Annotated in this window: 26 protein-coding genes; 18 read left to right on the top strand and 8 right to left on the bottom strand. The window is 61.8% G+C overall.

Going from position 1 to position 26,559, the window contains the following annotated elements:
- Positions 1-2: 2 nt before the first annotated feature.
- The 10 genes from GH663_RS11435 to GH663_RS20990 all read left to right on the top strand — a co-directional run bounded on the left by GH663_RS11435 (position 3) and on the right by GH663_RS20990 (position 10,593).
- On the top strand, positions 3-1,235 hold the full coding sequence (locus tag GH663_RS11435) for an ABC transporter permease (RefSeq protein WP_153131872.1): 1,233 nt from the start codon (positions 3-5) through the stop codon (positions 1,233-1,235).
- Complete coding sequence (locus tag GH663_RS11430) at positions 1,232-1,501, top strand: acyl carrier protein (protein WP_153131871.1); 270 nt, start codon at positions 1,232-1,234, stop codon at positions 1,499-1,501. The genes GH663_RS11435 and GH663_RS11430 overlap by 4 nt, the downstream gene beginning before the upstream one ends.
- The gene (locus tag GH663_RS11425) at positions 1,498-2,580 is read left to right on the top strand and encodes a beta-ketoacyl synthase N-terminal-like domain-containing protein (RefSeq protein ID WP_153131870.1); all 1,083 of its coding nucleotides are present in this window, start codon (positions 1,498-1,500) and stop codon (positions 2,578-2,580) included. Before GH663_RS11430 ends, GH663_RS11425 begins: the two co-directional genes overlap by 4 nt.
- Positions 2,577-3,251 (top strand): hypothetical protein, encoded by a 675-nt coding sequence (locus GH663_RS11420; protein WP_153131869.1) that lies wholly within the window; start codon positions 2,577-2,579, stop codon positions 3,249-3,251. The genes GH663_RS11425 and GH663_RS11420 overlap by 4 nt, the downstream gene beginning before the upstream one ends.
- A gap of 19 nt (positions 3,252-3,270) precedes the next feature.
- Positions 3,271-4,128 (top strand): tetratricopeptide repeat protein, encoded by an 858-nt coding sequence (locus tag GH663_RS11415; protein ID WP_066884886.1) that lies wholly within the window; start codon positions 3,271-3,273, stop codon positions 4,126-4,128.
- A gap of 23 nt (positions 4,129-4,151) precedes the next feature.
- On the top strand, positions 4,152-5,060 hold the full coding sequence (locus GH663_RS11410; protein ID WP_153131868.1) for a histone deacetylase family protein: 909 nt from the start codon (positions 4,152-4,154) through the stop codon (positions 5,058-5,060).
- Between the two features lie 106 nt (positions 5,061-5,166).
- Entirely contained in the window at positions 5,167-7,944 is a 2,778-nt protein-coding gene (locus GH663_RS11405) for an ATP-binding protein (RefSeq protein ID WP_153131867.1), read from the top strand.
- On the top strand, positions 7,941-9,419 hold the full coding sequence (locus GH663_RS11400) for an NAD(P)H-hydrate dehydratase (RefSeq protein WP_153131866.1): 1,479 nt from the start codon (positions 7,941-7,943) through the stop codon (positions 9,417-9,419). The genes GH663_RS11405 and GH663_RS11400 overlap by 4 nt, the downstream gene beginning before the upstream one ends.
- 103 nt (positions 9,420-9,522) lie before the next feature.
- Positions 9,523-10,386: a carboxylating nicotinate-nucleotide diphosphorylase gene (gene nadC / locus GH663_RS11395; RefSeq protein WP_153131865.1), complete on the top strand. Its 864-nt coding sequence runs from the start codon at positions 9,523-9,525 to the stop codon at positions 10,384-10,386.
- 69 nt (positions 10,387-10,455) lie between these two features.
- On the top strand, positions 10,456-10,593 hold the full coding sequence (locus GH663_RS20990; RefSeq protein ID WP_170291405.1) for a hypothetical protein: 138 nt from the start codon (positions 10,456-10,458) through the stop codon (positions 10,591-10,593).
- On the opposite strand, the gene GH663_RS11390 is transcribed toward GH663_RS20990, so the two are convergent.
- Positions 10,590-11,222 (bottom strand): SAM-dependent methyltransferase, encoded by a 633-nt coding sequence (locus GH663_RS11390; RefSeq protein WP_153131864.1) that lies wholly within the window; start codon positions 11,220-11,222, stop codon positions 10,590-10,592. The two genes, GH663_RS20990 and GH663_RS11390, sit on opposite strands and share 4 nt — an antisense overlap.
- 87 nt (positions 11,223-11,309) lie before the next feature.
- Here GH663_RS11390 and GH663_RS11385 point away from each other — a divergent pair, with 87 nt between their 5' ends.
- On the top strand, positions 11,310-12,248 hold the full coding sequence (locus tag GH663_RS11385) for a GAF domain-containing protein (protein WP_153131863.1): 939 nt from the start codon (positions 11,310-11,312) through the stop codon (positions 12,246-12,248).
- A 46-nt stretch (positions 12,249-12,294) separates the two neighbouring features.
- Here GH663_RS11385 and thrC read toward each other — a convergent pair whose 3' ends face one another.
- From thrC to GH663_RS11365, 4 genes are all read right to left on the bottom strand, one after another.
- Entirely contained in the window at positions 12,295-13,722 is a 1,428-nt protein-coding gene (gene thrC / locus GH663_RS11380) for a threonine synthase (protein WP_153131862.1), read from the bottom strand.
- Between the two features lie 32 nt (positions 13,723-13,754).
- On the bottom strand, positions 13,755-14,879 hold the full coding sequence (locus GH663_RS11375; RefSeq protein ID WP_153131861.1) for a hypothetical protein: 1,125 nt from the start codon (positions 14,877-14,879) through the stop codon (positions 13,755-13,757).
- Positions 14,880-15,146, bottom strand: coding sequence for a DUF2249 domain-containing protein (locus GH663_RS11370; RefSeq protein ID WP_066884857.1), 267 nt, complete (start codon positions 15,144-15,146; stop codon positions 14,880-14,882). It lies immediately after the preceding gene.
- Positions 15,147-15,266: 120 nt separating this feature from the next.
- Complete coding sequence (locus tag GH663_RS11365) at positions 15,267-15,587, bottom strand: hypothetical protein (RefSeq protein WP_066884854.1); 321 nt, start codon at positions 15,585-15,587, stop codon at positions 15,267-15,269.
- A 186-nt stretch (positions 15,588-15,773) separates the two neighbouring features.
- Here GH663_RS11365 and GH663_RS11360 point away from each other — a divergent pair, with 186 nt between their 5' ends.
- Complete coding sequence (locus GH663_RS11360; protein ID WP_153131860.1) at positions 15,774-17,216, top strand: aminotransferase-like domain-containing protein; 1,443 nt, start codon at positions 15,774-15,776, stop codon at positions 17,214-17,216.
- Between the two features lie 108 nt (positions 17,217-17,324).
- Here GH663_RS11360 and GH663_RS11355 read toward each other — a convergent pair whose 3' ends face one another.
- Together GH663_RS11355 and GH663_RS11350 are read right to left on the bottom strand one after the other, a co-directional pair.
- Positions 17,325-18,635 (bottom strand): homoserine dehydrogenase, encoded by a 1,311-nt coding sequence (locus GH663_RS11355; protein WP_153131859.1) that lies wholly within the window; start codon positions 18,633-18,635, stop codon positions 17,325-17,327.
- A gap of 9 nt (positions 18,636-18,644) precedes the next feature.
- Positions 18,645-19,889, bottom strand: coding sequence for a pyridoxal phosphate-dependent aminotransferase (locus GH663_RS11350; protein ID WP_153131858.1), 1,245 nt, complete (start codon positions 19,887-19,889; stop codon positions 18,645-18,647).
- A 124-nt stretch (positions 19,890-20,013) separates the two neighbouring features.
- Between GH663_RS11350 and GH663_RS11345 the strand changes: the two genes are divergently transcribed.
- Complete coding sequence (locus GH663_RS11345) at positions 20,014-20,385, top strand: Mth938-like domain-containing protein (RefSeq protein ID WP_153131857.1); 372 nt, start codon at positions 20,014-20,016, stop codon at positions 20,383-20,385.
- 14 nt (positions 20,386-20,399) lie between these two features.
- Here GH663_RS11345 and GH663_RS11340 read toward each other — a convergent pair whose 3' ends face one another.
- Positions 20,400-21,194: an outer membrane lipoprotein-sorting protein gene (locus GH663_RS11340; RefSeq protein WP_211371129.1), complete on the bottom strand. Its 795-nt coding sequence runs from the start codon at positions 21,192-21,194 to the stop codon at positions 20,400-20,402.
- 51 nt (positions 21,195-21,245) lie between these two features.
- On the opposite strand from GH663_RS11340, the gene GH663_RS11335 reads away from it, so the two are divergent.
- The 5 genes from GH663_RS11335 (at position 21,246) to pepA (ending at position 26,545) form a co-directional block, all read left to right on the top strand.
- The gene (locus GH663_RS11335; protein WP_153131856.1) at positions 21,246-22,001 is read left to right on the top strand and encodes an ABC transporter ATP-binding protein; all 756 of its coding nucleotides are present in this window, start codon (positions 21,246-21,248) and stop codon (positions 21,999-22,001) included.
- Positions 21,901-23,376, top strand: coding sequence for a DUF1302 family protein (locus GH663_RS11330; protein ID WP_246181579.1), 1,476 nt, complete (start codon positions 21,901-21,903; stop codon positions 23,374-23,376). The genes GH663_RS11335 and GH663_RS11330 overlap by 101 nt, the downstream gene beginning before the upstream one ends.
- 59 nt (positions 23,377-23,435) lie before the next feature.
- Positions 23,436-24,671, top strand: coding sequence for a glycosyltransferase (locus GH663_RS11325; RefSeq protein WP_153131854.1), 1,236 nt, complete (start codon positions 23,436-23,438; stop codon positions 24,669-24,671).
- A gap of 101 nt (positions 24,672-24,772) precedes the next feature.
- Positions 24,773-25,561, top strand: a complete 789-nt coding sequence (locus GH663_RS11320) for a 2-oxo acid dehydrogenase subunit E2 (RefSeq protein ID WP_153131853.1) — start codon at positions 24,773-24,775, stop codon at positions 25,559-25,561.
- Between the two features lie 186 nt (positions 25,562-25,747).
- The gene (gene pepA / locus GH663_RS11315; protein ID WP_153131852.1) at positions 25,748-26,545 is read left to right on the top strand and encodes a flocculation-associated PEP-CTERM protein PepA; all 798 of its coding nucleotides are present in this window, start codon (positions 25,748-25,750) and stop codon (positions 26,543-26,545) included.
- Positions 26,546-26,559: the final 14 nt, after the last annotated feature.

Genomic DNA, 26,559 nt, shown 5'->3' with positions numbered 1-26,559 from the left:
GCATGTCGCCTCGTCTGCTCGCCCTCTGGCTCAAAGAGTCGATCGCCCTGCTCCGCGACCGGCATGGCTTGCTGGCGCTGTTCATCATGCCGACCATTTTCATCCTGGTCATGACGATGGCGCTGCGCGACGCCTTCACGCCCGGCGTCAGCATCGACGTCAGCTATTCGGTGGTCGACCTCGACCATAGCCCGCTGTCGCAAGCCCTGATCAAACGCCTGAAGAAAGGTGCCTCCTTCCGCCTGCACGACGAGGCAACCGATCTCGATAGCGCCCGCCGCAGCCTGCTCAACGGCGAGCAAAACCTGGTGCTGGTCCTGCCCAAGGAATTCGGCGCCCGCCTGCTGACCCCCGGCGGCACCGACGGCAAACCGGCCGAACCGCTGACCCTGTTGGTCGATCCGGCCCTGACCCCGGCCCTGCAACTGGCCTTCCGCAATCAGGTGATGGCGGCGCTCGGCGCGGTGCGGGCCGACGAACTGACCAGCAAGGCCGGCAAGCTGTTCGGTCTGCCGGTGGCGCCCGGCGCCAGCGCCGAAAGGGAGTGGCCGGACGAAATCCGCAGCGAGGCCGTGCGCAACGACCGCAATGCCCGCCTGCCCTCGTCGGTCCAGCAGAACGTGCCGGCCTGGCTGATCTTCGCGATGTTCTTCGTCGTCATCCCGGTTTCCTCGATCTTCATCATCGAGCGCCAGCAGGGCACGCTGCAACGGCTGCGCGCCATCGGCTTGCCGTTCCGGCTGATCCTGGCCGGCAAACTGCTGCCCTTCTTCATCGTCAATCAATTGCAGGCCGTGCTGATGGTGCTGGTCGGCATCTTCCTCGTCCCGCTCTTCGGCAGCGAAGCTCTCGCCCTGCCTGAACGCCTGCCGCTGCTGCTCGAATGGTGGGCCGTCTCGGCCGCCGTCAGCCTGGCCGCCGTCGCCTGGGCGCTGCTCGTCGCCAGCCTGGCCCGCACCTCCGAACAGGCCACCGTCGTCGGCGGCGTCGGCAATATCCTGATGGGCGCCATCGGCGGCATCATGGTGCCCAAGTTCATCATGCCGGCCGCCATGCAGAAACTGGCGGCGCTGTCGCCGATGGCCTGGGGGCTGGAAGGCTTTCACATCGTCATGCTCCGCCACGGCAGCTTTGTCGACCTGATGCCCAGCCTCGGCCGGCTGCTCGCCTTCGCCATCCTCTCGCTGGCCCTCGCCGTCTGGCTCAACCACCGCTCCCTCGCCGCCCAATCATGAATGCTGCCCTCAGCCTCGAACTCAAGGCCCTGATCGTCGAAGCCTGCGACAAGGACTGCGACCCAGCCAGCATCGGCGACGACGAACTTCTGTTCGGGCCGGAAGCGCCCTTGCAACTCGACTCGCTCGACGCGTTGCAAGTGTCGATGGCGATCAAGAAGAAATACGGCCTGCGCCTGCCGGACAGCAAGGAAACGCGGCGCATCCTGTCCAGCGTCGGCAATCTGGCCGAGCATCTCGAAACCTGGCTGGCCGGGCGCGGATGAAGCGCCCCGTCCATATCGCCGGCCGCGGCCTGCTTTGCGCCGGCGGCGATTCGCCCGAAGCGGTAGCCGCAGCGCTGTGGGATGGTGCCTGCCCCCCCGGCCGGCGCCGGCTCGGCGAACGTGAATTTCCCTACTTCGCGCTGCCGCTCGCCGAAGCCGACTGGCTGGCCCGCGCCGAACAGGCGGTCCGCTGCACCGCCGCCCAGCTCGGGCCGCTGGCCGCCGAGACGCCGCTGTTCATCGCTTCCTCCTCGTTCCAGATCGGCCACTTCGAGCAACGCGGTGCGCCGTTCGAGCTGCCCGCCGCCAGCGCCTCGTTCAGCCACCAACTCGGCGACTGGATGGGTCTGAACGGGCCGCGCTACAGTTTTTCCAATGCCTGCATCGCCGGCTTCTCGGCGCTCGACGCCGCACGTAGCCTGATCGCCGGCGGCCTGCTCAACCAAGCCGTGGTGCTCGGCGTCGAACTCGCCAACCACAGCACGCTGGCCGGCTTCGCGGCGATGGAACTGCTCTCGCGCAGCGCCTGCCGCCCCTTCGATGCCGGCCGTGACGGCCTGGTCCTCGGCGAAGCGGTGGCCGCCGTCCACCTCAGCGCCGCCCCCGCCCGCTGGCGAATCGCCGGCCTGCGCACCGGCCTCGACGGCTATTCGACGACCGGCCCCGACCCGGCCGGCGGCCCGATCGCCAGTGCTGCGGTCGACTGCCTGCAAGAGGCAAAAATCACCGCCGCCGACATCGACCTGGTCAAGCTTCAGGCGGCCGGTTCGCCGGGCACCGACCTCGCCGAAGCCAATGCGTTGCGCCGGGTCTTTGCCCAGCGCATGCCACCGCTGCTCTCGCTGAAATCGGCGATCGGTCACACGCTCGGCGCCAGCGGCATCGCCGAACTGGTCGCCCTGCTCGCCTGTCTCGATGCCGAGCACATTCCAGCGACGGCCGGCTTCAGCCGGGTCGATCCTGAAATTGCGCTGTTTCCGATGGTCGACCGCAGCAATGCCCATATCGAGCGCGCACTGCTCAACCTGATCGGCTTCGGCGGCGGCCTGGCCAGCCTGATCGTCGAGCGCAGCCGATGATCTATCTCAACGCCGTGCTCAGCCAGCAGTTCGCCCCGGCGCAACTGCCCGGCGCCGTCCGCGCCGCCATCGGCAAGCCGCTGCGCCGCGCCAGCGGCCTCACCCAGCTGGCGCTAGTCGGCGCCCTGGCCAGCCTGCCGGCCGAATGCCGCGACCTGCCGACCGCACTGCTCTGGCAATCGACCAGCGGCCTGCGCCAGGAAACCCTGACCCTGCTCGACGAAGTCTGCAACGGCGCGGCCGAGCCGATGCCCTACGACTTCCTCGCCACCCAGCCGGCGATCGCCGCCGCCCAGCTCCAGGCCTTCCTGCCCGGCTTGCAATCGGCCACCCAGACGCCGCTTGAGCAGGCGGGCACGGCCAACTGGTCGCTGCTGCTCAGCCTGGCCGGGCTATGGCTGGCCGAAGGCCGTTACGCCCAGATCCTGTGCGCCCATCTCGACAGCACGCCCGAGGCGGCGCATGGCCACTGGCTGCTGCTCGGCGCGACGCCCCTTGAAAAGGCGCCGGCCCGCCTCCAGATAGACACTTCGCCGCAACCGGATGCCGTGCCGGACAGCCCGGACTTTCCGGCACGGCTTGCCGACTGGCTGCACCAGGCCAGCCCGCCCACACTCTCCCTGCATTCTCCCGCCGCCCCCCGGCTGGCGTTAGAATTCGCCCGACTTTAATTTTTACAGGCCGCCATCCATGTCCGAGTTTTCCTTTGACGTTTCCATTGAAGATTTCGAAGCCAAAGTACTGACCAAGGCCGACAGCGTTCCCATCGTCGTCGACTTCTGGGCACCGTGGTGCGAGCCCTGCAAGGTGCTGAAGCCGCAGCTCGAAAAGCTGGCCGAGGAATACAAGGGTCGCTTCCTGCTCGCCATGGTCAACGCTGACGAAAACCCGGAACTCTCGCAGCACTTCGGCGTGCGCAGCATTCCGTCGGTCAAGGTGCTGTTCCAGGGTCAGTTGGTCGATGAATTCAACGGCGCGCTGCCGGAAGGCCAGTTGCGCGAATTCCTCGACCGCATCGCGCTGCCGGCCGGCCCCGGCGGCAATCTGCGCGAGGAAGCCGCGGCGCTGGTCGCCGAAGGCAAGCTCGAAGAGGCATTGGCCAAGCTGGTCGAAGCCAGCCAGGCCAACCCGCAGGATCAGGCGATCCAGCTCGATGCTGTCGACGTGCTGATGCAACTCGGCCGCAACGACGAAGCCAAGCAACTCCTGGCCGGCGACTACGCCAACGAGCCGGACCGCGCCAACGCCCTGCGCGCCCGCCTGGCCCTGGCTGACGGTGCCGCCGACACCGCCGAGATCGAAGCCCGCCTCGCCGCCAATCCGGCCGATCATGGCGCCCGCCTCGAACTTTCCCGCGCCTACGCGGCGCAAAGCCGCTTCCGCGAAGCGATGGAAGCGGCGCTCGAAGTTGCCGTCCGCGACCGTTTCTTCGAGGAAGGCGCCGGCCGCAAGGCCCTGCTGCAATTGTTCGAAGCCCTCGGCGGCAGCGAGCAGCACGACGACCTGATCCGCGAGTTCCGCCGAAAGCTGTCGGCCGCGCTGAACTAGCCCGCATCCCGAAGACATCGGCCGTGCGGCTGTTCTACACCGATGTCTTCGTGCTGCCCCTGCCGGCCGGGCATCGTTTCCCGATGGAGAAATATTCCCGGCTGCGCCAGGCCTTGCTGGCCAGCGGCGAGTTTACGCCCGACGATTTCCACCTGCCGGACGCCGCCAGCGACCTTGAACTGGCCCGCGCCCACGACCCCGACTACATCCAGGCCGTGTCCGGCGGTCGACTGTCCGAAAAGGCCCAAAAAGCCATCGGTTTTCCGTGGAGTCCCGGCATGGTCGAACGCTCCCGCCGCTCGGCCGGGGCGACCATTGCCGCCTGCCGCGCCGCGCTGGCCGATGGCGTCGCCGCCAACTTGGCCGGCGGCACCCATCACGCCTTTCGCGACCGCGGCGAAGGCTTCTGCGTCTTCAACGACGCCGCCGTCGCCGCCCGCGCCATGCAGGCGGAAGGCCGGGCCGAGCGGATCTTGGTCGTCGATTGTGACGTCCATCAGGGCAACGGCACGGCCAGCATCCTGCACGGCGACGACAGCATCTTCACCTTCTCCATCCACGGTGCCCGCAACTACCCCTTCGACAAGGAGGCGAGCGATCTGGACATCGAACTACCCGACGGCTGTAGCGACGCCGCCTATCTGCTGCGCCTTGAGGAAGGCCTGCATACCGCCTTCGATCTGGCCCGGCCCGACCTCGTCATCTATCTGGCCGGTGCCGACCCCTATCACGACGACCGTCTCGGCCGCCTCGGCCTGAGCTTTGCCGGCCTGGCCGAACGCGACCGCCGCCTCTTCGGACATTGCCGGCAGCGCCAACTGCCGGTGGCGATCGCCATGGCCGGCGGCTATGCCCGCCAGATCGACGATACCGTGACCATTCACGCCACCACCATCCGTTCGGCCCGCGCCTTGCTGCAGCACTCCGAATGACGCTCCGGCGGTTGCTCTGGCGGGCTGCCGGGGCGACAATGCCGCAATCCGTGGAATGCTTGCGCCACGGGCAAATCGCTGAATACAGGCAAGCTTGGAAAATTCGGTGAAGACCTCACTTCGCATCTTCAATTGGCGTTCATTGCGCACCCGGGTCACCGTTGGCGTGCTGGTGGTCGGCCTCAGCGTGCTGTGGACCACCGTTCTCACCCTCAGTCACAGTTTGCGCCGCGACATGGAAGCGGCGATTTCGGCGCAGCAGTTCTCGACCATCTCGCTGATTGCCAGCGAAGTCGACCGCTCGATCCGCGAGCGGATGAGCATCGCCGAATCGATCGCCGCCAAGCTGACGCCGGAAATGATGCAAGAAGATGGCGCCGCCCAGACCTACCTGGAACAACGCGACGTTCCGGCCAGCCTGTTCAACTGGGGCATCCTGATCGTCGACAGCCAGGGCCTCGCCATCGCCAGCACCCCCAGCACGCTCAAGCGCAACGGGGTGAATTTCGGCAATTACCCGGGGGTCGGCGAGGTCTTGCGCGCGGGCAAGCGCCTGATCACCGATCCGCTGCTCAGCCCGCACAGCCAGCAGCCGGTTTTTGGCATGCATGTGCCGGTACACGACAAGGACGGCAAGACGATCGGGGCGGTGATCGGCGTCACCAATCTGGCCGAGCCGAATTTTTTCGACGAAATCAGCGCCGCCAAGTATGGCAATACCGGCGACTTCCTGGTCACCGCCCCGCGCAGCCGGGTCTATGTCGCCTCCTCCGACAAGCGCCGGGTCATGAAGAGCGGCCCGGCCGCCGGGGTCAATGCCGTCTATGACCGCTATATCGACGGTTACGAAGGCTCCGGTGTAGCGCGCAGTTCGCGCGGCGTCGTCGAGCTCTCGTCGAGCAAGCGGATCGCCGCGACCGGCTGGCTGATGCAGTCCGTGCTGCCGGCCGAAGAAGCCTTCGCCCCGATCCGCACCATGCAGCGCCATCTGCTGCAGCTTTCGCTGTTGCTGACAGTACTCGCCTCGATCGCCGGCTGGTGGTGGGTTCGCCGCCAGTTGCAGCCGCTCGGCGAAGTTTCCGAACTGCTCAGCCAGATGCGCGATGGCCAGATTCCGCGCCAGCCGCTGCCGATCCGGCAAATGGACGAAATCGGCCAGTTGACCGCCGCCTTCAACGGTCTGCAGGAAGCCATCGTCGCCGAAGAAGCACGCGCAGCGGAACATGCCGCCAACACCCGGCTGCGCCGTATCGTTTCCTATGTGCCCGGGGTGGTTTTCCAGTATCGGCTGAACCCGGATGGCAACGGCTGCTTTCCTTTCACCAGCGATGCGATCAGCGATATCTACGGCGTCACACCCGAGGAAATGCAGAGCAGCGCCGCGGCGATCCGGAAGATGGTGCACCCTGACGATGCCCAGCGTTTCTTCGACTCGCTGCATTCCTCGTCCCTGGCGATGGGCCCGTGGCGCATCGAGTACCGGATCATTCACCCGAGCGGCCAGATCAAATGGCTGCTGGTCAATGCGGTGCCGGAGCGCAGTACTGACGACAGCATCATCTGGTACGGCTTCATCGCCGACATCAGCGAAACCAAGGCGATGGAAGCCGAACTGCGCCAGGCGCTGACCGAGCACAAGCTGAAGGACGCCGAAATCGCCCGCTATCGCGACCACCTCGAACAACTGGTCAGCCAGCGTACCGCCGCGCTGGAAATCGCCCGGGCCGATGCCGAACGCTTGTCGCGGGCGAAGAGCGAGTTCCTGGCCAACATGAGCCACGAAATCCGGACCCCGCTCAACGGCGTGCTCGGCATGGCCCACCTCGGGCTGCGCGCCACGCCGGCCGACAGCAAGGCACACGAAGCCTTTGCCAAGATCACCAGCTCCGGCAAGCTGTTGCTCGGCATCATCAACGACATTCTCGACTTCTCGAAAATGGAAGCCGGCATGCTGAAGATCGAATCCACCACGGTCGAACTTCAGCCCATCCTCGATGAAACGCTGGACCTAATGCGCGAGCGGGCCACCAGCAAGGGCATCTCCCTCGAACTGCAGCGCCATGACCTGCCGCCGGCCTGCCAGAGCGACCCGCTGCGCCTGCGCCAGATCCTGCTCAACCTGCTCTCCAACGCCGTCAAGTTCACCGAAAGCGGCAAGGTCGTGCTCGACGTCGGGCTGGATGGCGACGAGTTGCTGCTCCGCGTCTCGGATACCGGCATCGGCATTACCGAAAGCCAGATCGGCATCATCTTCAATTCCTTCGAGCAGGGCGACAATTCGACGACCCGGAAATTCGGCGGCACCGGCCTCGGCCTCGCCATCACCGAGCGCATCGTCAAGCTGATGGACGGCAGCATCCACGTCGACAGCATTCCCGGCCAAGGCAGCATTTTCGAAGTTCGCCTGCCCTATCGGCCGGCCGCTCAGTCGACATCGCCAGCCCACAATGCCGAGCACCTTTTCCCGCGTCTGAAACCGCTGAATGGCCTGAAGATACTGGTCGCCGAGGACAATGAAATCAATCAGGAGATCATGCGGGACAACCTGACGGAAGACGGGGCCAGCGTCGTCATCGTCGGTGATGGTCAACAAGCCGTCGATTGCGTGCGCCAGGCGCCGAACGGCTTCGCCATGGTCCTGATGGATATCCAGATGCCTATCCTCAACGGCCTTGATGCCGCCCGCCAGATTGCCGAGATCGCCCCCGGCCTGCCCATCATCGGCCAGACTGCCCACGCCCTCGCTCAGGATCGGGCAGCCTGTATCGCTGCCGGCATGGTCGATCACATTGCCAAGCCGATCGATCCGGCCAAACTGGTCGCGCTGATCCGCCAGCACGTCATCAGCAAAGATCGTCCCTTCCTCTCAACCGAGCGATCATGACCGCCCTCTACCTCAGCCCCTGCCTGCGCCAGATCGAAGCCCGTCATCGCGATGCGCCGCTGATGCAGCGCGCCGGCGCCGCCGCCGCCGAGTGGGCGGCCGAACTGGTCGACCAGCGCAGCCGGCCGATCCTCGTCCTGACCGGCCCCGGCAATAACGGCGGCGACGCTTTCGAAGCCGCCCGCCTGTTGCGGGAAAGTTTTTTCGACGTCCGCCTGGTCTTTGCCGGCGATCCAGCCCGCTTGCCGGCAGATGCCCGCGCCGCCTACCAGCGCTTTGTCGCGGCAGGCCACGCCTGCCTCGACGAGATTCCGAGCGAAAACCACTGGTCGCTGATCATCGACGGCCTGTTCGGCATCGGCCTGACCCGGGCGCCTGAAGACCGTTACGCCGCATGGATCGCCACCGCCAATCAACTGGCCAGGCGCGACCGCTGCCCGCTGCTCGCCCTCGACTGCCCCTCCGGCCTCAACGCCGACACCGGCCAGCGCCCCGGCCTCGCCATCGAAGCCAGCCACACGCTCAGCTTCATTGCCGCCAAGCCGGGGCTGTTGACCGCGGATGGCCCCGACCACTGCGGCGAACTGCGCATCGCCGACCTCGAACTCAGCCCGGAAAAGGAATTGGCAGCCGACGGCGAGCTGATCTGCAGCAGCGACTTTGCGCCCTGGCTGAAGCCCCGGCCCCGCAACAGCCACAAGGGCAGCTTCGGCAGCGTCGGCGTTCTCGGCGGCAGCAAGTCGATGGTCGGCGCCGCGCTGCTGGCCGGACGAGCCGCCCTCAAGCTGGGCAGCGGCCGGGTCTATCTGGGCCTGCTCGACCCGGATGCCCCGACGGTCGATGCCGGCCAGCCGGAACTGATGTTCCGCCGGGCCGAGGTGCTGCTGCAGACCGATCTGCAGGCGCTCGCCTGCGGCCCCGGCCTCGGCAACTCCGGCGAGGCGGTACGACTGCTCGAGCAGGCACTCAAATGCCCCTTGCCGATCGTGCTCGATGCCGATGCGCTGAACATTCTGGCCACCGATGGGCGGCTCGAAGGCAATCTCTACAACCGCGTTGCGCCGGTGATCCTGACTCCACACCCGACCGAAGCGGCCCGCCTGCTCGGCTGCGCGACGCGCGAGGTGCAGGCCGACCGGATCACGGCCGCCCGCGAACTGGCCCGCCGTTACGCCTGCCATATCGCGCTGAAAGGCTGCGGCACCGTGATTGCTGCGGTCGACGGCCGCTGGTGGCTGAATTCCACCGGCAACCCAGGGCTGGCCACGGCCGGCACCGGCGACGTGCTGACCGGCCTGATCGTCGCCCTGCTCGCCCAGGGGTGGCCGGCCGAGCAGGCCTTGCTGGCCGGCGTCCATCTGCATGGTGCGGCGGCCGACCACCTGGTCGCCCAGGGTATCGGGCCGATCGGCCTGACCGCCGGCGAAATCATCGACGCCGCCCGCCAGGTTTTCAACGGCTGGATCGAGCGCTGAACATCCCAGCCGGCCAGCGCTGAGCGGAAAGCCCCGACAAGCGCGGACATGCTTACGTCCAGACGGTACAATTCACGACCTCGTCTGCCGACTCGCCGCTGATATGTCCATCGAATTCAATTACCCGCTCGCCGCCGAAATTTCCCGCAATGTCTCCGCCGCCCTGACCGAAGATGTCGGCGCCGGTGACCTGACCGCCAGCCTGGTGCCCGGCGACCGCCAGGTCCGGGCCACCGTCATTTCCCGCGAGGCGGGCGTGCTCTGCGGTACGGCCTGGTTCGACGAATGCGTCCGTCGCCTCGACCCCGCCGCCCGCGTCACCTGGCACGCCGCCGATGGCGAGCGCATCGCCGCCAACCAGCTGCTCTGCGAAATCGACGGCAACGGCCGCGCCCTGCTCACCGCCGAGCGCAGCGCCCTCAATTTCCTGCAACTGCTCTCCGCCGTCGCCAGCAAAGCCCGCATTTATGCCGACGAAATCATCGGCACCAAGGCGCAGGTCGTCGACACCCGCAAGACCCTGCCCGGCCTGCGCATCGCCCAGAAATTCGCCGTCCGCTGCGGCGGTGGCGGCAACCACCGCCTGGCGCTGTGGGATGCCATCCTGATCAAGGAAAACCATATCCACGCCGCCGGCGGTATCGACCAGGCAATGGCCGCCGCCCGCCAGGTGGCAGCCGAGGCAGCCGATCGCTGCAAGTTCATCCAGATCGAAGTCGAATCGCTCGACGAGCTGCAAACGGCGCTGGCCGCCGGCGCGACGATGATCCTGCTCGACAACTTCAGCCTCGACATGATGCGCGAAGCCGCCCGCATCAACGGCGGCCGGGCCGTCCTCGAAGCCTCCGGCAATGTCAGCCTGGAAACCATTCGCGCCATCGCCGAGACCGGCGTAGACCGCATTTCGGTCGGCGCGCTGACCAAGGACGTCAAGGCACTCGACCTTTCGATGCGCTTCGTCGGCTAGGATTTCTCACTGTTTATCGTCATAATCGGGCCAAGAAATCCAAAACCGATAGACCCCAGGGAGTTCCGAATGTTATTCGCGCTGTTCTACATCATCGCCATTACGATTCTGGTGCTTCACTTCACTGGTTTTCTTGCCCGTCACAATCTCGAATGGCTGGTTCTGGTGCTGGCCATCGCCGTTTTTCCGGCCGTCATCTACCTCTAGACAGCGCCGGGCTTGCGCGCCACCAGGTCGATCAAGGCTGATCGGCCTGAATGGGCGGCCCCTTCCTCAAGCGTATCCTCGTGCTCGTCGAGCAGCACGATTTCCCAGTCGGCAAAGACCTCACGCAGCAAGGCCTCGGTATACAGTTGCTCAACATCCGATGGCCCGCCGGTACGATATTCGAGCTGTTTCGGCGTATAACCGTGCAGCAGCAGCCAGCCGCCCGGCTTGACCGCCTGCTTCATGCCCGCCAGTTGACGCGGCCGCTCATCGGCTGATGCAAACTGGATGAAGATGCCGACCACGGCATCGAACTCGGCCACCGGCCAATCCCAGTTCAAAATATCGGCTTGCACGAAGTCGACCGTGGCATGTCGTCCACGCGCCAGCTTGGCCGCTTTCTCCAGCGCCACCGGCGAGATTTCGGTGGCAGTCACCTGACAGCCCTGCTCGGCCAGCCAGACGGCATTCCGCCCCTCGCCATCGGCAACGGAGAGGACCGTCATGCCGGCCGAGAAACGCGCCGCCTGCTGCGCCAGGAACTTGTTCGGCGCCGTGCCGAACAAGTAATTGTCGCCGGCATCGCGGTAACGCGCCGACCAGAAAGCCTCGTGATCGTTGGTGCTCATTTCGATTCTCCCGGACAGGTTTGAAAGTTGCTTGCATGGTACCTGACAGCATCAAATCGAAACCATTGTCAGAAAGACAACACAACCATGAATACCTTGATCCGGGTGACCGAAATATGGGTTCCAAACAAGGAACGCACACATCTCGAGTTTTTCGATGGCCTCTACGGCCCGCTCAGCGACTTCAAGGGAGCCAGCCAGGCGATACGCTTCGCCTACGATGAGGGCTTGCCCGGCAAGGCCTGGGCGGCCCGCCGACCGATCATCCTGCATAATTTCGATAACTCCTATTTCCTGCGCACCGAAGCCGCGCGCCAGGCCGGGCTGACCAGCGGCATCGCGCTGCCGATCTTTGCCGGCGATTATCTACAGGCAGTGATCGTCTTTTTCTGCGGCGATGACGAGGAAAACGTCGGCGCCATCGAAGTGTGGAGCAACACGCCGGCCGAATCGACCGAAATCGGGCTCGACGACGGCTATTACGGAACGGCCGAAACCTTCGAATGGACGGCCCGTCACACTAAATTCCGCCCCGGCTTCGGCCTGCCTGGCACCGTCTGGCAAACCGCCATGCCCTGCATCATGGAAGACCTGCTCAGTTCGAAGCGGACCTTGCGCCGCGACTCGACGGTCAAGATCGGCATCAGCAAGGGCGTCGGCATCCCTTGCTCATTCGACGGCAAACGAGCCGTCGTCATGACCTTTCTCTCGGCGCTGGGCACGCCGATCGCCCGCCGTTTCGAGATCTGGGTCCCGAACGACAGCGGCGACCACCTACGCTTCGGGGCCGGCTACTGCGACCAGGCGCCGCATCTGTCCGAATGCCATGCCGGCTCCCTGATCGCGCCTTGGGAAGGTGCGCTTGGCGAAGCCTGGCAGAAAGGCGTGCCGGCGGTCCGTGCCAGCCTCTCGCTCGAAGTGAATGCCGCCGCCCGCTCGGCAGCCGGTGTCGGCCTGAGCGCTATGGTCGTCGTGCCGGTGATTCAGGATGGCCGCTTCAAGGCCGCTGTTTGCTGGTATTTCTGAGGGCGAAAAAAAAGCAGCCGAGGCTGCTTTTTTACTGAAGTTTCGCTCAGAGACGTTCAACCAGGTAGCGTTTGACGGCCTCGACGTCCGGCGCCATCACGTCGACGCGTTGCGGCAGTTTTTCGATGCCCATCAGGTCGACCGGACGAACCGGCTCCTGGCCCAGCGCTTCGCGAATGGTTTCCTCGAACTTTGCCGGCTGGGCTGTTTCCAGAACGATCATCGGCACGCTTGGCAGGCGGTGCTCCAGCGCCACCTTCAGGCCGTCGGCCGTATGGGTGTCGAGCATGACGTTGTAGCGCCCCTGCGCGAAGCGGATGGTGTTGATGCGGTCGATGTGCGTGCTCTTGCCGGAAACAAAACCGAAATCGGGCATTTTCGACCAGTGCACCGTAGCACTCAGGTCGAAAGCCTGGCCCTTGTCGACCTTGGCCCACAATTCGCTGACCACGGCCGGGTCGCGGCCGACCAAATCGAAAACGAAGCGCTCGAAGTTGGAAGCCTTGGAAATATCCATCGACGGGCTGGAGGTGACATTGGTTTCGGCGGTCGTCCGCGGGCGATAGACGCCAGTGCGGAAGAACTCGTCGAGCACGTCGTTTTCGTTGGTGGCGAGTACCAGACGGGCAATCGGCAGCCCCATCTGGCGGGCGATGTGGCCGGCGCAGATGTTGCCGAAATTACCCGAGGGCACGGCAAAGGCGACCTGCTCATCATTGCTCTTGGTGGCCAGGAAATAGCCCTGGAAGTAATAGACGATTTGCGCGGCAACCCGGGCCCAGTTGATCGAATTGACGGCACCGATCTTGTACTTGGCCTTGAACGCGGCATCGTTGGAGACTGCCTTCACGATGTCCTGCGCGTCATCGAACATGCCGGTGACGGCGATGTTGAAGATGTTGGCGTCCTGGAGCGAATACATCTGGGCGCGCTGGAAAGCGCTCATCTTGCCGTCCGGCGAGAGCATGAAGACCTTGACGTTGTGCTTGCCGCGCATGGCGTACTCGGCCGCCGAGCCGGTGTCGCCGGAAGTGGCGCCGAGGATGTTGATCGACTCGCCGCGCTTGTCGAGCACGTACTCGAACAGGTTGCCGAGCAACTGCATGGCCATGTCCTTGAAGGCCAGCGTCGGGCCGTTGGACAGTTCCTGCGTGTAGAGGCCGTCTTCGAGCTTGGTCAGCGGCGTGATCTGGGCGGCATCGCCGCCGTTGCGGGTATGGCAATAGACCGCGGCGGTGTAGGTCTTGGCGACCAGCGCCTTGAGGTCGGCCGGCGGAATATCGGTAATGAACTTGGCGAGAATCTCGTAGGCGAGGTCGGCATACGACAGCTTGCGCCAGGCGTCAAGTTCAGCGCGGTTGATCTGCGGGTAGCTTTCCGGCAGATAGAGGCCGCCATCCGGCGCCAGGCCGCCGAGAAGGATGTCGCAGAAAGCCTGGGGCGCGGCGTGACCGCGGGTCGAGATATAGCGCATGGCGAAGCCCTGAAAAGCGAAAAACCGGAATTTTACAGTGTCGACCGCGTGACGCGCACGGCTTGCAGCAAGCCGATGATGAACAACAGCATGCCAAGTGCCACCAAAGCGCCGCCGAGCGTCGCCCAGCCCGCCAGCAAGGCGACCGCCGAAGCGAAAAACAGCCCAGCCCGCCAGACGCCGGTGGCTGCCAGTTTTTCCCGCATCAGCTTGCGCGCCGGAATGGTCGGCCCCGGCCAGCGCCAGACCGGCAGCAACTGGCTGAGCGCCCCGCTCACCAGCGGCAGCAGAAAGCCGACAGCCCAGGCCAGCAAGCCGGGTTTTCCCGGCAACAGGCGCGCCCCGTGCGCGACACCGGCGGCCAGCGTCAGCAACAGGCCGGCGACAGCGGCGAGCAGCGATGCCGAAACCCCGTCCGCCAGCATGCTGCGAATACCGAAACGACGCACCCACTGACCGACCAGGCCGAGAGCGGCAACCAGCACCAGCGCCGCGCCCGGTGCAGCAAACGGCCAGAGCACGGCGGCGCCGGTCGCAATGACCAGCGCCCCGCCAGCGACCAGCCACAGCCGGCGGCGAAGCCAGCCGGCCGCTTCCGGGTCGGGGCGGCCGAGCGCCGTCGGCAGCAGCACCGGCAAGGTGCCAAGGGCGGCCAGGCCGACCAGGCCGATCGTATTCAGATGCAGGTGAAACAACCGCAAGGCCGGCCAGTATTGCGGCCAGACCGCGATCAGCAGGATGGCGACCAGGGCCAGCATCAGGCAGCCAAGCGCTGCGCCGTACCAGCGCCAGCCCGGATGCGGCGAACCCAGCGTCGCCCGTGCCCGCCCGGCAATCCAGTTGAGCAAAATGGCCGCCAGAATCAGGTCGACCGCAGCGGCGAGATGCAGAAAGAAATGCGGGATCAGGCCCTGCATGGCAGCGACGGCGCACAGACCGGCGCCCTGGGCCAGCATGGGCAAGCGGGCCAGCCAGCGCCCCGGATCACCGGTGCGGGTCAGCACCGGGACAAAATGACTCATTGCCGCAAAGATCAGCGGCACGATGCCGACTGCAAACGCCAGATGGGCGACAGCCAGCGGCGAGCCCAACCCGTTCAACGCCAGGATGGCGCTGAGCAACAGGGCGAGAAGGGTCAGGCTCGCGGTATACAGCAATCAGGCAACAACGGCGAAATCGATCACGATGGCACCCGGCTCGCGCTGCTTGTACTCGATGTTCAAGTGGGCACCGTAGCGCTGCTGCAACTGGGCGAGCAGCGGCAGAGGATCGTGGTCATTGCAAAAACGCATGGTTTCGCCAGGCTGCAGCGCATCCAGCGCGCCAAAGATGGCGGCATGACGGAAACGCTTGGCAATGCCGCGCGCATCGAACGGATAGAGGGCTTCGGGCGTGGTGTGGTTGCAGGCATGGATATGTTGCATGATAGCTCCTTGAAAGGCTTGCCGGAATGGCAATTGGCAACGATTCTGCCGGCCATCGCGAGACATTTCCTTGATCCGAATCGGAATAGGCATAGTCTTGATGAGGGTATATGCGCTCGCTCAGCCAGGCTGCGAAACGCCAAACACCGCCTCCAGACAGCGCCCCACCCGGCGCCACCAGGCCACACCATCCGGTGGAATGACCAACACTTGCAGCGCACTCAGGGCGGCCAGTTCGATCCAGCCGCCGCGTTCAGCCTGCCAGATCTGCTCGGCGCCAAGCCGCCAGCGTGGTCGGACCATCGCTTCGGCCAGCCACTCCGGCGGGCCATGCAGCTCCGCCTCACCGACGAGCAGTAGTACCGTACTGCCGGGGTCGAGCAAAAATTGGCGGGTTTCGCCACGACACAAGCTCAGCTTCAGGGTTCGCCGATCATCCATGCTCCTACTCCTCAATTGCCTCCCGGACTCGGGACATGACGAGATCGTAGCCAGCCGACGGCTTGCGAAACAGCCACAGAAAACAGGCATCTGAACCGCAACAGTTTTGTTTATTCACATCTGTTATGGTGCGATTTTCGGACATCTATATCTGTCGCAAAAACCTGCGGCAGAGGAAGATCAGGCATGGATCAGCTCCCCCTTTATCGGCGCCTGGCCGCCCATTACCGCACCGCGATAGAAACCGGCGCCCTCGCCCAGGGCGATCGTTTCCCGTCAGTCCGGGCCTTGATGGGGCGGCATGAAGTCAGCCTGTCCACCGCCGTCCAGCTGTGCCGGCAACTGGAGAGCGACGGCTGGCTGGAAGCGCGGCCGCGCTCCGGCAATTTCGTCCGTCGACCGCGTCGGCTGGCCGTACGCCCACTGGCCGAACCCATTGCCGGCCAAGCGCCGGACCCCGCCCAATATGTCGGCATCAATGCCCGGGTTTCGGAATTTATCGCCCGTGGCCGGCAAGCCCAGGTCAAGATCAACTTTTCCAGCGCCCGCAGCGCCCCGGCCCTTTATCCGGCCGAGGCCCTGAAGAATGCCGCCACTCGCGCCCTTCGCCGGCACCCGGAATTGCTGGTCAGCCCCCCGTCGAACAACGGCAATGTCACTTTCCGCAGCGCCCTGGCCAAACGGGCAATGGCCAACGGCATGCTGCTGGCACCTGAGGAGATCCTGGTCACTCAAGGCTGCATCGAAGCGCTCAACCTGGCGCTGCGGGCCATTACTCAGCCCGGCGATATCGTCGCCGTCGAATCGCCGACCTTTTTCGGACTGCTCCAGGTACTTGAAACACTCGGCCTGCGCGCCCTGGAAATCCCGACCAGTCCGCACAGCGGCATTTCGCTCGAAGCGCTGCAACTGGCCATCCAGACCAGCGAAAAGATCAAGGCGCTGGTCGTCGTTCCTCACTTGCAGAACCCCCTCGGCAGCATCATGCCGGATGCCCAGAAAGCCAATCTGGTCGAGTTATGTCGAGTAAACGAGATTCCACTGATCGAAGACGACACCTATAGTGCGCTGAGCAACGACGACACGCCGCTCAAGGCACTGAAAGCCTGGGACCGGGACGGCAATGTCATTCACTGTGCCTCGCTGCACAAGGTCCTGGCCCCCGGCTTGCGCCTGGGCTGGATGAATGCCGGGCGCTGGCAGTCGCGGGTGGAAATGCTCAAGTATGTGCAGAGTCGCAACAACGAGGAACTGGCCCAGCTGGCGGCGGCCGATTTCATCGCCTCCAGCGCCTACGACCGCCACTTGCGGCGTCTGCGCAGTTGCCTGAAAACCCAGCGCGCCCGGACGGCGGAAGCGATCGCCCGTTACTTCCCGAGCGGTACCCGGCTCAGCGAACCGGCCGGCGGCCTCGCACTATGGGTCGAGTTGGCGCCCGGCCTGTCATCGAAAGCCCTGTTCGACGCGGCGCTGGCCGAGGGCATTTTCATCGCCCCCGGACTGATGTTCTCCAACTCCAATCGTTATGACGGTTTCGTCCGCCTGAACTGCGGCGCCCCATACACCCCGGAAATTGATAGCGCCCTGCAGCGCCTCGGCGAAATCTGCGACAACTTGCCCGGCCGTTGAAAATTGCCCTTTTTTCAGCGTCGACCGCAGGGATGCCCCTCGCAATGGCAAGGCTGAAATAAAAACGGGAGCCAGCGGCTCCCGTCGATCAATTCAGCCGGAAAAGGCTTATTGCAGCTCTTCCAGGCGGATGCGCTTGACCTTGCCCTTTTGCGCCGCCAGCCCTTCGATCTTGACGATCGCGGCATCGGCAGAGCTTTCCTTGCAGACGTGGGTCAGGATGATGATGTCGGTCTCGCCCTCGCCTTCTTCCGGCTCGCGCTGCAGCATGGCATCGATCGAGATTGCCTGGTCGGCCAGAATGCGGGTGACGTCGGCCAGCACGCCCGGCTTGTCCTCCACGCGCAGACGCAGGTAGTAGCCGGTCTCCACTTCGCTCATCGGCAGGATCGGCAGGTTGGACATTGCGTCCGGCTGGAAGGCCAGGTGCGGCACGCGATGTTCCGGGTCGGCCGTCGCCAGGCGGGTGACGTCGACCAGGTCGGCGATCACGGCCGAAGCGGTCGGCTCGGCGCCGGCGCCCTTGCCGTAATACAGCGTCGTACCGACGGCATCGCCCTTGACGACGACGGCGTTCATCGCGCCTTCGACATTGGCGATCAGGCGCTTGGCCGGGATCAGGGTCGGATGGACACGCAGTTCGATGCCCTTTTCGCGACGCTTGGCAATACCGAGCAGCTTGATCCGGTAACCGAGTTGCTCGGCATACTTGATGTCGGAAGCTTCGAGCTTGGTGATGCCCTCGATGTAGGCCTTGTCGAACTGCACCGGAATGCCATAGGCGATCGAGGCAATCAACGTCGCCTTGTGGGCGGCATCGACCCCTTCGATATCGAAGGTCGGATCGGCTTCGGCATAGCCCAGACGCTGTGCTTCCTTGAGCACTTCGTCGAAGGACAGGCCCTTGTCGCGCATTTCGGACAGGATGAAATTGGTCGTACCGTTGATGATGCCAGCCGCCCATTCGATGCGGTTGGCGCTCAGGCCTTCGCGCAGCGCCTTGATGACCGGAATGCCGCCGGCGACGGCGGCTTCGAAAGCGACCATGACACCCTTTTCCTGGGCGGCATTGAAGATCTCGGTGCCATGCACGGCAAGCAGCGCCTTGTTGGCGGTCACAACATGCTTGCCGTTGGCAATGGCCTGCATGACCAGTTCCTTGGCCACGCCATAGCCACCGATCAGCTCGACGATGATGTCGATTTCCGGATCGGTCACCAGCGAGAATGCGTCGTCGGTGACGCGCGCAGCACCACCCGTCACCTGCTTGGCCAGCTCGACATTCTTGTCGGCGACGGCCGTAATTCGAATCGGACGGCCGGCGCGACGGGTAATTTCTTCCGCATTGCGCTTGAGAACGGTCCAGGTGCCACCGCCGACGGTGCCGATGCCGATAAGGCCAACATTGATGGGTTTCATGCTCTGACTTTACTTGGGTTGGTTAACTTGGGTTGAATGACGCTTCCGGTAATTTTCCAGGAAGCGGGCAAGACGGCCGATCGCTTCCCGCAGATCATCTTCGTGCGGCAGGAAAACCAGGCGGAAATGGTCCGGATGCGGCCAGTTGAAGCCGGAACCCTGGACCAGCAGCACTTTCTCTTCCTGCAGCAATTCGGTAATGAAAGCCTGGTCGTTCTTGATCGGATAAACCTTCGGGTCAAGCTTCGGGAACATGTACAGCGCCGCCTTCGGCTTGACACAAGTCACCCCGGGGATGGCCGTAATCAGTTCGTGCGCGATATCGCGCTGGCGGCGCAGGCGCCCGCCTTCCTTGATCAGGTCGTCGATGCTCTGATAGCCGCCCAAGGCGGTCTGGATGCCGTGCTGGCCCGGCGCATTGGCGCACAGGCGCATCGAAGCAAGCATGTCGAGACCTTCGATGTAATCCTTGGCATGCCGCTTGTCGCCCGACACCACCAGCCAGCCGGCTCGATAGCCGCAGGAGCGGTAATTCTTCGACAGGCCATTGAAGGTAATAGTCAGCACGTCATCGGACAGCGAGGCGATCGACGTGTGCTTGACATCATCGTAGAGCACCTTGTCATAGACTTCATCGGCATAGATGATCAGGTGATGCTGACGGGCGATCTCGATGATTTCCTTCAGCAACTCGTCCGGATACAGCGCACCGGTCGGGTTGTTCGGATTGATGATGACGATGGCCTTGGTCTTCGGCGTAATCTTGCTACGGATGTCGTTCAGGTCCGGATACCAGCCGTTGTCCTCATCGCACAGGTAATGCTTTGGGGTGCCGCCGGAAAGACTGATGCCAGCTGTCCACAAGGGATAGTCGGGGGCGGGAACGAGCACTTCGTCACCGGCGTCGAGCAAGGCGTTCATCGCCATCACGATCAGCTCGGAAACACCGTTACCGACGTAGATATCCTCCAGCGTCACACCCTTGATACCCTTTTGCTGGGTGTAGTGCATGATCGCCTTGCGCGCCGCAAAAATCCCCTTGGAGTCCGTATAACCGGCCGCATTGGGCAGGTTGCGGATGATGTCCTGCTGAATTTCCTCAGGCGAATCGAAGCCGAACGCGGCCAGGTTGCCGATGTTCAGCTTGATGATCTTGTGACCCTCTTCCTCCATCTGCTTGGCCTTCTGCAGCACGGGGCCGCGGATGTCGTAGCAGACGTTGGCGAGTTTGGCGGATTTCTTGACTTGTTTCATGAACGAGGTCCGTCGGGAAGGTATCCAGCCGCCATCAGCCAGACTACCGAGCCCCAAAAGGTATAATCCTACTTTAACGAATGGTGCACCGCAATTTTGGCGGACTTAATAGGCAGATATCGTCGTGAAACTCCATCAATCGAACACCGCCGGCCTCAATATGTTCACTGCCTATGGCGAAGGCTATGTTGCGGTCAACAACGAAAAACATCAGAAAAACCTGATCCTGCTACCGGAGTCGATCATTCTCGAATGGTCGACCGCAACCGTCAGCACGCTGACCGAAAGCGACATGCAAAAACTGTTGGGGCTTGGCACGGAGATTATTCTGCTCGGCACCGGAGCACGCCTGCGCTTCCCGGCCGGCCCGCTGCTCCGGCCATTTGCCCCGGCCGGCATCGGCCTAGAAGTCATGGATCTGCAGGCTGCCTGCCGGACTTTCAACATCCTTGCCGCCGAGGGCCGCAAGGTGGCGGCCGCCCTGCTGTTCGACTGAACGCCTGCCGGCGATCAATCCAGTTTTTTCAGGTAATCCTTGGTAAAGATTTTGTCCGGCAAGTCGCGCAGCTTCATTTCGCCGTACTGAAGTACCGACTTCTCGCCGCCCCGCAGCGCGTCCTCCATTACCAGGCGCGTCGGACGCAAGCGTCCGGCCAGGGTTTGAAAGTTTTCGTAGCTGCACTTTTTCAACAGGCGGTTGGAAAGCGAGTAAAACTCGGCCTTCAGCGGCCAGGCATTTTTCGCATTCACCCAGTAGACAACGCGCTGGTAAGTCACGCTGCGGTCCACGGCAATCAACTCCAGGACCTGATAAGTTTCGCCGTTGATCGTTTCTGTGCGCAAGACCTTGGGATTGTAGTCGCCGGAAAAATTGGCCCGTGCCAGGTCTCCATTCGCCACCTGCCCGGTCAAGCGCTGCGCCAGCGAGATACGGACCGGCTGCGAAACCTCGGGCATAAAAACCCAAAGATCGCGCCCCTTCATCAAGATGATCTGCCCCCGCTCTGCGGCCGGCTCGGTCACCATGACAACGGAATTTTCGTTACCCTTGGAAAGAACGCGATACTTGCGTGTTTCAGCCTGCGTGTCCTGCTGACTGGTGTTGATTACGATATCGACTTGAAAGCCCTCGGCCGGAAAGCGGACCTTGTCAGCCTTTTCCACTATACTCCGAGCATATGAGTCATCAACCGGGGCTGAACCAGGTTCTTCCGCCACCGCTGTGAAAGTCTGGAGCGAAAAAAACATGCCCACAAGCAGAACACAGACCCTCAACTTCAGCCCCTCGGCGCCATTACGCGACATGAGCATTCTCCCGTATTGGTTTGGCGTTAACTTTGACAGCATCAACCCAGTATGAGCGTCGTACGAATCGAGCATGTCTTCAAGGACTATCGCCTGGGCGAACAGACTGTCCAGGCGCTCCATGATATTACACTGGCCATCGAACCCGGCGTCTTCCTCGCCATCTCCGGCCCGTCCGGCAGCGGCAAGACCACCCTGCTCAATCTGATCGGCTGTATTGACAAGCCCAGTAGCGGAAAAATATATGTCAATGATCAGGATGTCTCCCTGAAATCAGCCAATGAACTGGCCGATCTACGGGCCCGCTCCATCGGTTTCATATTCCAGACCTTCAATCTTTTGCCCGTCCTCTCGGCCGCCGAGAACGTCGAGTACCCACTGCTCCGCTGCCCGGAAATCTCTGCGACCGAACGAAAAAAACGGGTCAATTACTTCCTTGATATTGTCGGCCTGTCCAAATTCGCCAACAACCGCCCGAATCAGCTGAGCGGCGGCCAGCGGCAACGCGTAGCCATTGCCCGGGCACTCGCCATCAAGCCCAGCATTGTCCTGGCCGACGAACCCACCGCCAATCTGGACAAAGTCACAGGCCGAGAAATCCTCCGTCTGATGAAGCAGATTAATCGCTATCTAAAAACCACGTTCATCTTCTCGACCCACGATCAGAAGGTCATTGACCATGCTGACCGGCTTGTCCAAATGGAAGATGGATCCATCACCGCCTTTGGTGTTCGCAACGACAAGACATGGAATCTGGCTCGCGTTCGCCCCCTCCCTGAAGGTGATGATGAGGACGACGCTGAATAATCCAGCAGCCAAGAAACCCGAGACACCAACAATGACCATTCACCGCCTGACACTGATTGCCGCACTCTGCTTTTCACTCGGAGCCCAAGCTGACGATGATGACCTTCTTGGCCGCAATGCGCTCTTTGGCGACGACCTGGACAAACCAGCCGAAAAAGCAAGCCCAGGGAATGGTATCAGGGGCTTTCTGCAGTTTGAACTGGCCCGAACCATCGCGAGCCCGGAACATTGGTCAAAAATGCGCACGCGCGCCGACTTGAGCAGCCAGGGGAAATTGAGCGACAGCCTGAAATGGAAGCTAGGCGCCCGCTTCGACTACGATGCCGTTTACGGCATCAACGACTTCTACAATCCGGAAGTAGAACGCGACCAACGCTTCAATGCCCAATTGCGCGAAAACTATCTCGATTACAGTGCCGGCAACTGGGATTTCCGCTTTGGCCGCCAGCATGTGGTCTGGGGGGAAATGGTCGGCCTGTTCTTCGCCGACGTTGTGTCCGCCCGCGACATGCGCGAGTTCCTGCTTCCCGACTTCGATCAACTGCGAATTCCCCAATGGGCAGCCCGCGCCGAATACTTCGTCGACGACTTCCATGCCGAATTATTGTGGATTCCGGTAGCCAGCTACGACAACATCGGCAAACCCGGCGCCGAGTTTTACCCATACTACCCGGTGCCCTCTGGCTTTACCGCACAATACCAGCAAGAACAGCGCCCCGAACGCAACGCCGAGAACATGAACTACGGCCTACGGCTATCCACACTCAAGAACGGCTGGGATGCATCGGCCTTCTACTACCGTAGCACTGATGTCGCGGCAACGATCTATCGTGAAATTGCTCTCGCCCCGACCCCAACGATTACCTTCCAGGCGCGCCATGATCGCATCAGTCAATTTGGCGGGACACTCGCCAAGGACTTTGGCGACGTAGTCTTCAAGACGGAAGCGGTCTACACCAAGGGGCGAAGCTTCAACGTATTGAATGCACTTGATACCGACGGTGTTGTGGCTCAGAACACCATCGACTGGGCGGCTGGGCTGGATTTCACGCTCCCGGCCGAAACAAGGTTCAACGTCCAGATCTTCCAGCGCCAATTTTTCAATTACGACACCGATATCGCTCCAGACAAGCGAGAAAACGGCTACAGTTTCCTGCTCAACACCAAAGTATTCAACAACTGGGAAGCACAAGCGATTTTCATTTCCAGCGCAAATCGTCCCGACTGGCTTTTCCGCCCCCGTGTAAGCTGGAACTTTGAGCGCAACTGGCGTTTGCTGGTTGGGGCCGATGTTTTCAAAGGCCCACCGAATGGAATGTTTGGCCGATATGACCAACAGGATCGCGTCTACTCAGAGGTCCGTTACAGCTTTTAGTGGCCGGCCAGGCTGACCCTCGGCGTAATTCAGCCTGTCCAGCATATCGAACAGGGAGGATGGCAGTGAAGAAGCTCAAGGTCCTGTTCTTTGGTGAAGGCGCAACGCTCGCCCATGTCGCCAGACCGCTCATGCTGGCTGAAGGCCTGGATGCAAATCAATTTGAGGTGGTTCTCTGCCGCCCTCCGGGCTACGCCAGCCTGACGACTGACTTGCCCTTCCCCGTTCTCGACCTCGCGTGCCAGGACGCAAGTATTTTCGCAGACCACCTCGAGCATGGGCGACCGCTCTACGACTTCGCAACACTTTCTCGGTATGTCGAAACAGACCTTGGACTGATTGACCAGGAAGCCCCCGATATCATTGTTGGTGACTTTCGTCTCTCACTCGCCGTTAGCGCCCGCCTGCGCTCAACCCCGTATATAACAATCTGCGATGCCTACTGGAGCCCGGAGCGAGCGCTTAGCCCCCGGCTTCCTGTCTTTGGATTCACGCGCTTTATCCCAATCCCCTTGATGGATTTTCTGTTTCGACAGATTTCACCAATGGCCTTCAAGCTACACGCCCGACCAATCGAAAGGCTCCGCGCAAAATTTGGCTTACCATCATTGGGACACGACCTCCGATGCTGCTACACCGATGCGGACCTGAGACTCTTTGCCAATTTTCCAGCGCTCTTTCCGGAAATCCGGCCGCATTTGGGTGCCGACTTCCTCGGCCCCATTTCATGGTCGCCACCACCATCTGCTGAGCAAACAGCCCTGAACAACGACGAACGGCCTTTAGTTTACGTCACCATGGGCAGTTCCGGCAGTGCTCGGGTAACTGAGGCAATCATTCCTGTCCTGGAAAAGAAAGGGGTGAGAATCATCGTTTCCACCGCAGGCAAACCGTTAAAAATTGCTCCAAAAAAATCAAGCACGCAGGTATTCAGCTTTTTTCCTGGGGCTGTTGCCTGTAAGCAAGCCGACCTGATTATCTGTAATGGCGGCAGTCCGACAACAAATCAAGCCTTGATCAATGGCAAGCCCGTACTGGGAATTTGCCAGAACATGGACCAGCTCCTGAACATGGAAGCAATCGAGTCATACGGAGCAGGCATTCAATTACGTTCAGATCGTACCAACCCAAGCAGAATTGATGCTGCACTATCAACACTGCTTGGCGACCCCAAGTACTCATTTCAAGCTAGGCAACTGGTCAATACTCTACCCAAGCAAACTTTTCACGAAATACTAGGGCAACACTTGGTGCGTCTATATGGACGTTCCACCGCATTGCTTGCGCAACCTTGAAATTCTTTTCACTCTGAAGAGATGCATTGCATCACCTCCATGCAGGCTCGAGCATCAACTGCTTCCTGGATAATTTTCGCCTAACCCAGAAGGGGATCACCATGCCTGAATACTCGCTTATGCCGCGAAACCGCTTCTTCGAAGTCATTGGCGGAATGAATGTTGAGAATCATGGCGACAACAAGGTAGCCATGCTTAGCGAAATAGACATGACCCAATGCATTCGCTTACGCCAGACAATCAATGAAAAGCACACCGTAAAACCCTCCTTCACCGCATTTGTTACCAGCGCTGTCGCCCAAACATTGAAAAGCCACCCCTACGCTAACCGGACAACCCTCGAATGGCCGTTTTTCCGACGTATCATCCAACTAGAAAACATTCACATCACGGTTGCGGTTGAACGCGACACACCAGGAACAGAGCAGGCAGTCTATGCCGGCACCATCCGCAACACAGACAAACTTGACCTCGCCAAACTGACTGCGGAACTGCAACAACTCGCCACGGCACAAGGCGTGCACGGAGAACGCTGGAGGCTGCTCAACACAATCATTCGACGACTTCCTACCCCGCTCGCTCGTCTGGTCGTCAAGTTTCCTCGCCTATGGCCGGGGCTGTGGGTCGAGCACCGCGGTGGAGCCGTAATGATTTCCTCGCCGGCTAAATATGGCGTGGATATGCTGGTCGGAAATTGGCCTTGGCCGATAGGAATCTCTTTCGGGCTGGTCAAAGAACGCCCATTTGTAATCAATGGAGAACTGACGGTACGGCCAACGATGATGTTGATCATGAGCTTTGATCGACGACTAATGGGCGGCGCCCCGGCTGCACGTTTTTTTAAGGCTGTAGCGGACAGATTGGAAAATGCGGAATCCACCCTTTCCTAATACTCAGACCATCGGTCTGTAAGCACTGTCGATTTTTTTTACACTCAAATACATCAACATAAAAAACAAACAGACAAAGCACCGCAAGCCAATGATTATTAACGAATTTTGTTTTCAGGCACGGTACATGCTTTTAACTTGCCGTCAGCGAGTGCCTGACCCAACAACTTTCAATAGGGTGTAATTATGAAAAAGAATCTTCTGAAGACCCTGATCGGCGGTGCCGCGGTGCTCGTTGCCAGTACTGCCGCTCAAGCTTACGTTATCGACCTTGATGGGGTCGGCAATGTAAATTTCGACAGCATTGACTGGAGCAAAACCGGTTCTGCATGGGTAACCAACTTCACGGGTGTGGTCGGTAGCACCTTCGATCTGTATGTCATGGCCGATGCCGTGACGCTCAACAATGGCGCGAGCACCACGTATAGTTTTTCCGGTGTCGATGGCACCCCTGAACTGACGCTGTATGCACATATCACCGAAACCATCGATTCTGTTAACGCAGGTCTGGCCACTTTCAGTGTCGTTAGTGGTAGTTGGAACGTCTTCCAGCAAGCACTGGGCAATGCTAACCCACTCAATGGCGTAGGCTTTACCGACGGAACCAGCATTTTGAACGGCACCTTCCTCAGTGGCCCGAGCGGTAGTTTCAACTTTTCTGGTGCCAACGGATTTGGCATCAGCGCCCTCCTCGGCTTGGTTACGGGTGCCAATGGCGACGTAACCCCGGAACCAACCGGAACTAATGCTACCTCCACCCTGCAAGTTGGCTCTTTCACTTCAGGCTGGACCGCTCCGACTGGATTTTCCGCCGCAGCTGGTGGAGTAACCGACCCTGCTTACAACCCCTTCCTTGGTGGTGCGAACGGTCAATTCGTGTTCCAGGCAGATGCAAACCAAGCTTTTGTCCCGGAACCGGGTTCACTGGCACTAGTTGGACTAGGTTTGCTGGGCTTCGGCGCACTCCGCCGCCGCAAGGCCTAATAGACAGAGCCAGC

The organism is Dechloromonas hortensis (assembly GCF_009469765.1).
GTDB lineage: Bacteria > Pseudomonadota > Gammaproteobacteria > Burkholderiales > Rhodocyclaceae > Azonexus > Azonexus hortensis.
The sequence above is the reverse complement of the archived record's forward strand: the minus strand, read 5'-3'. Positions and strand labels throughout refer to the sequence as shown.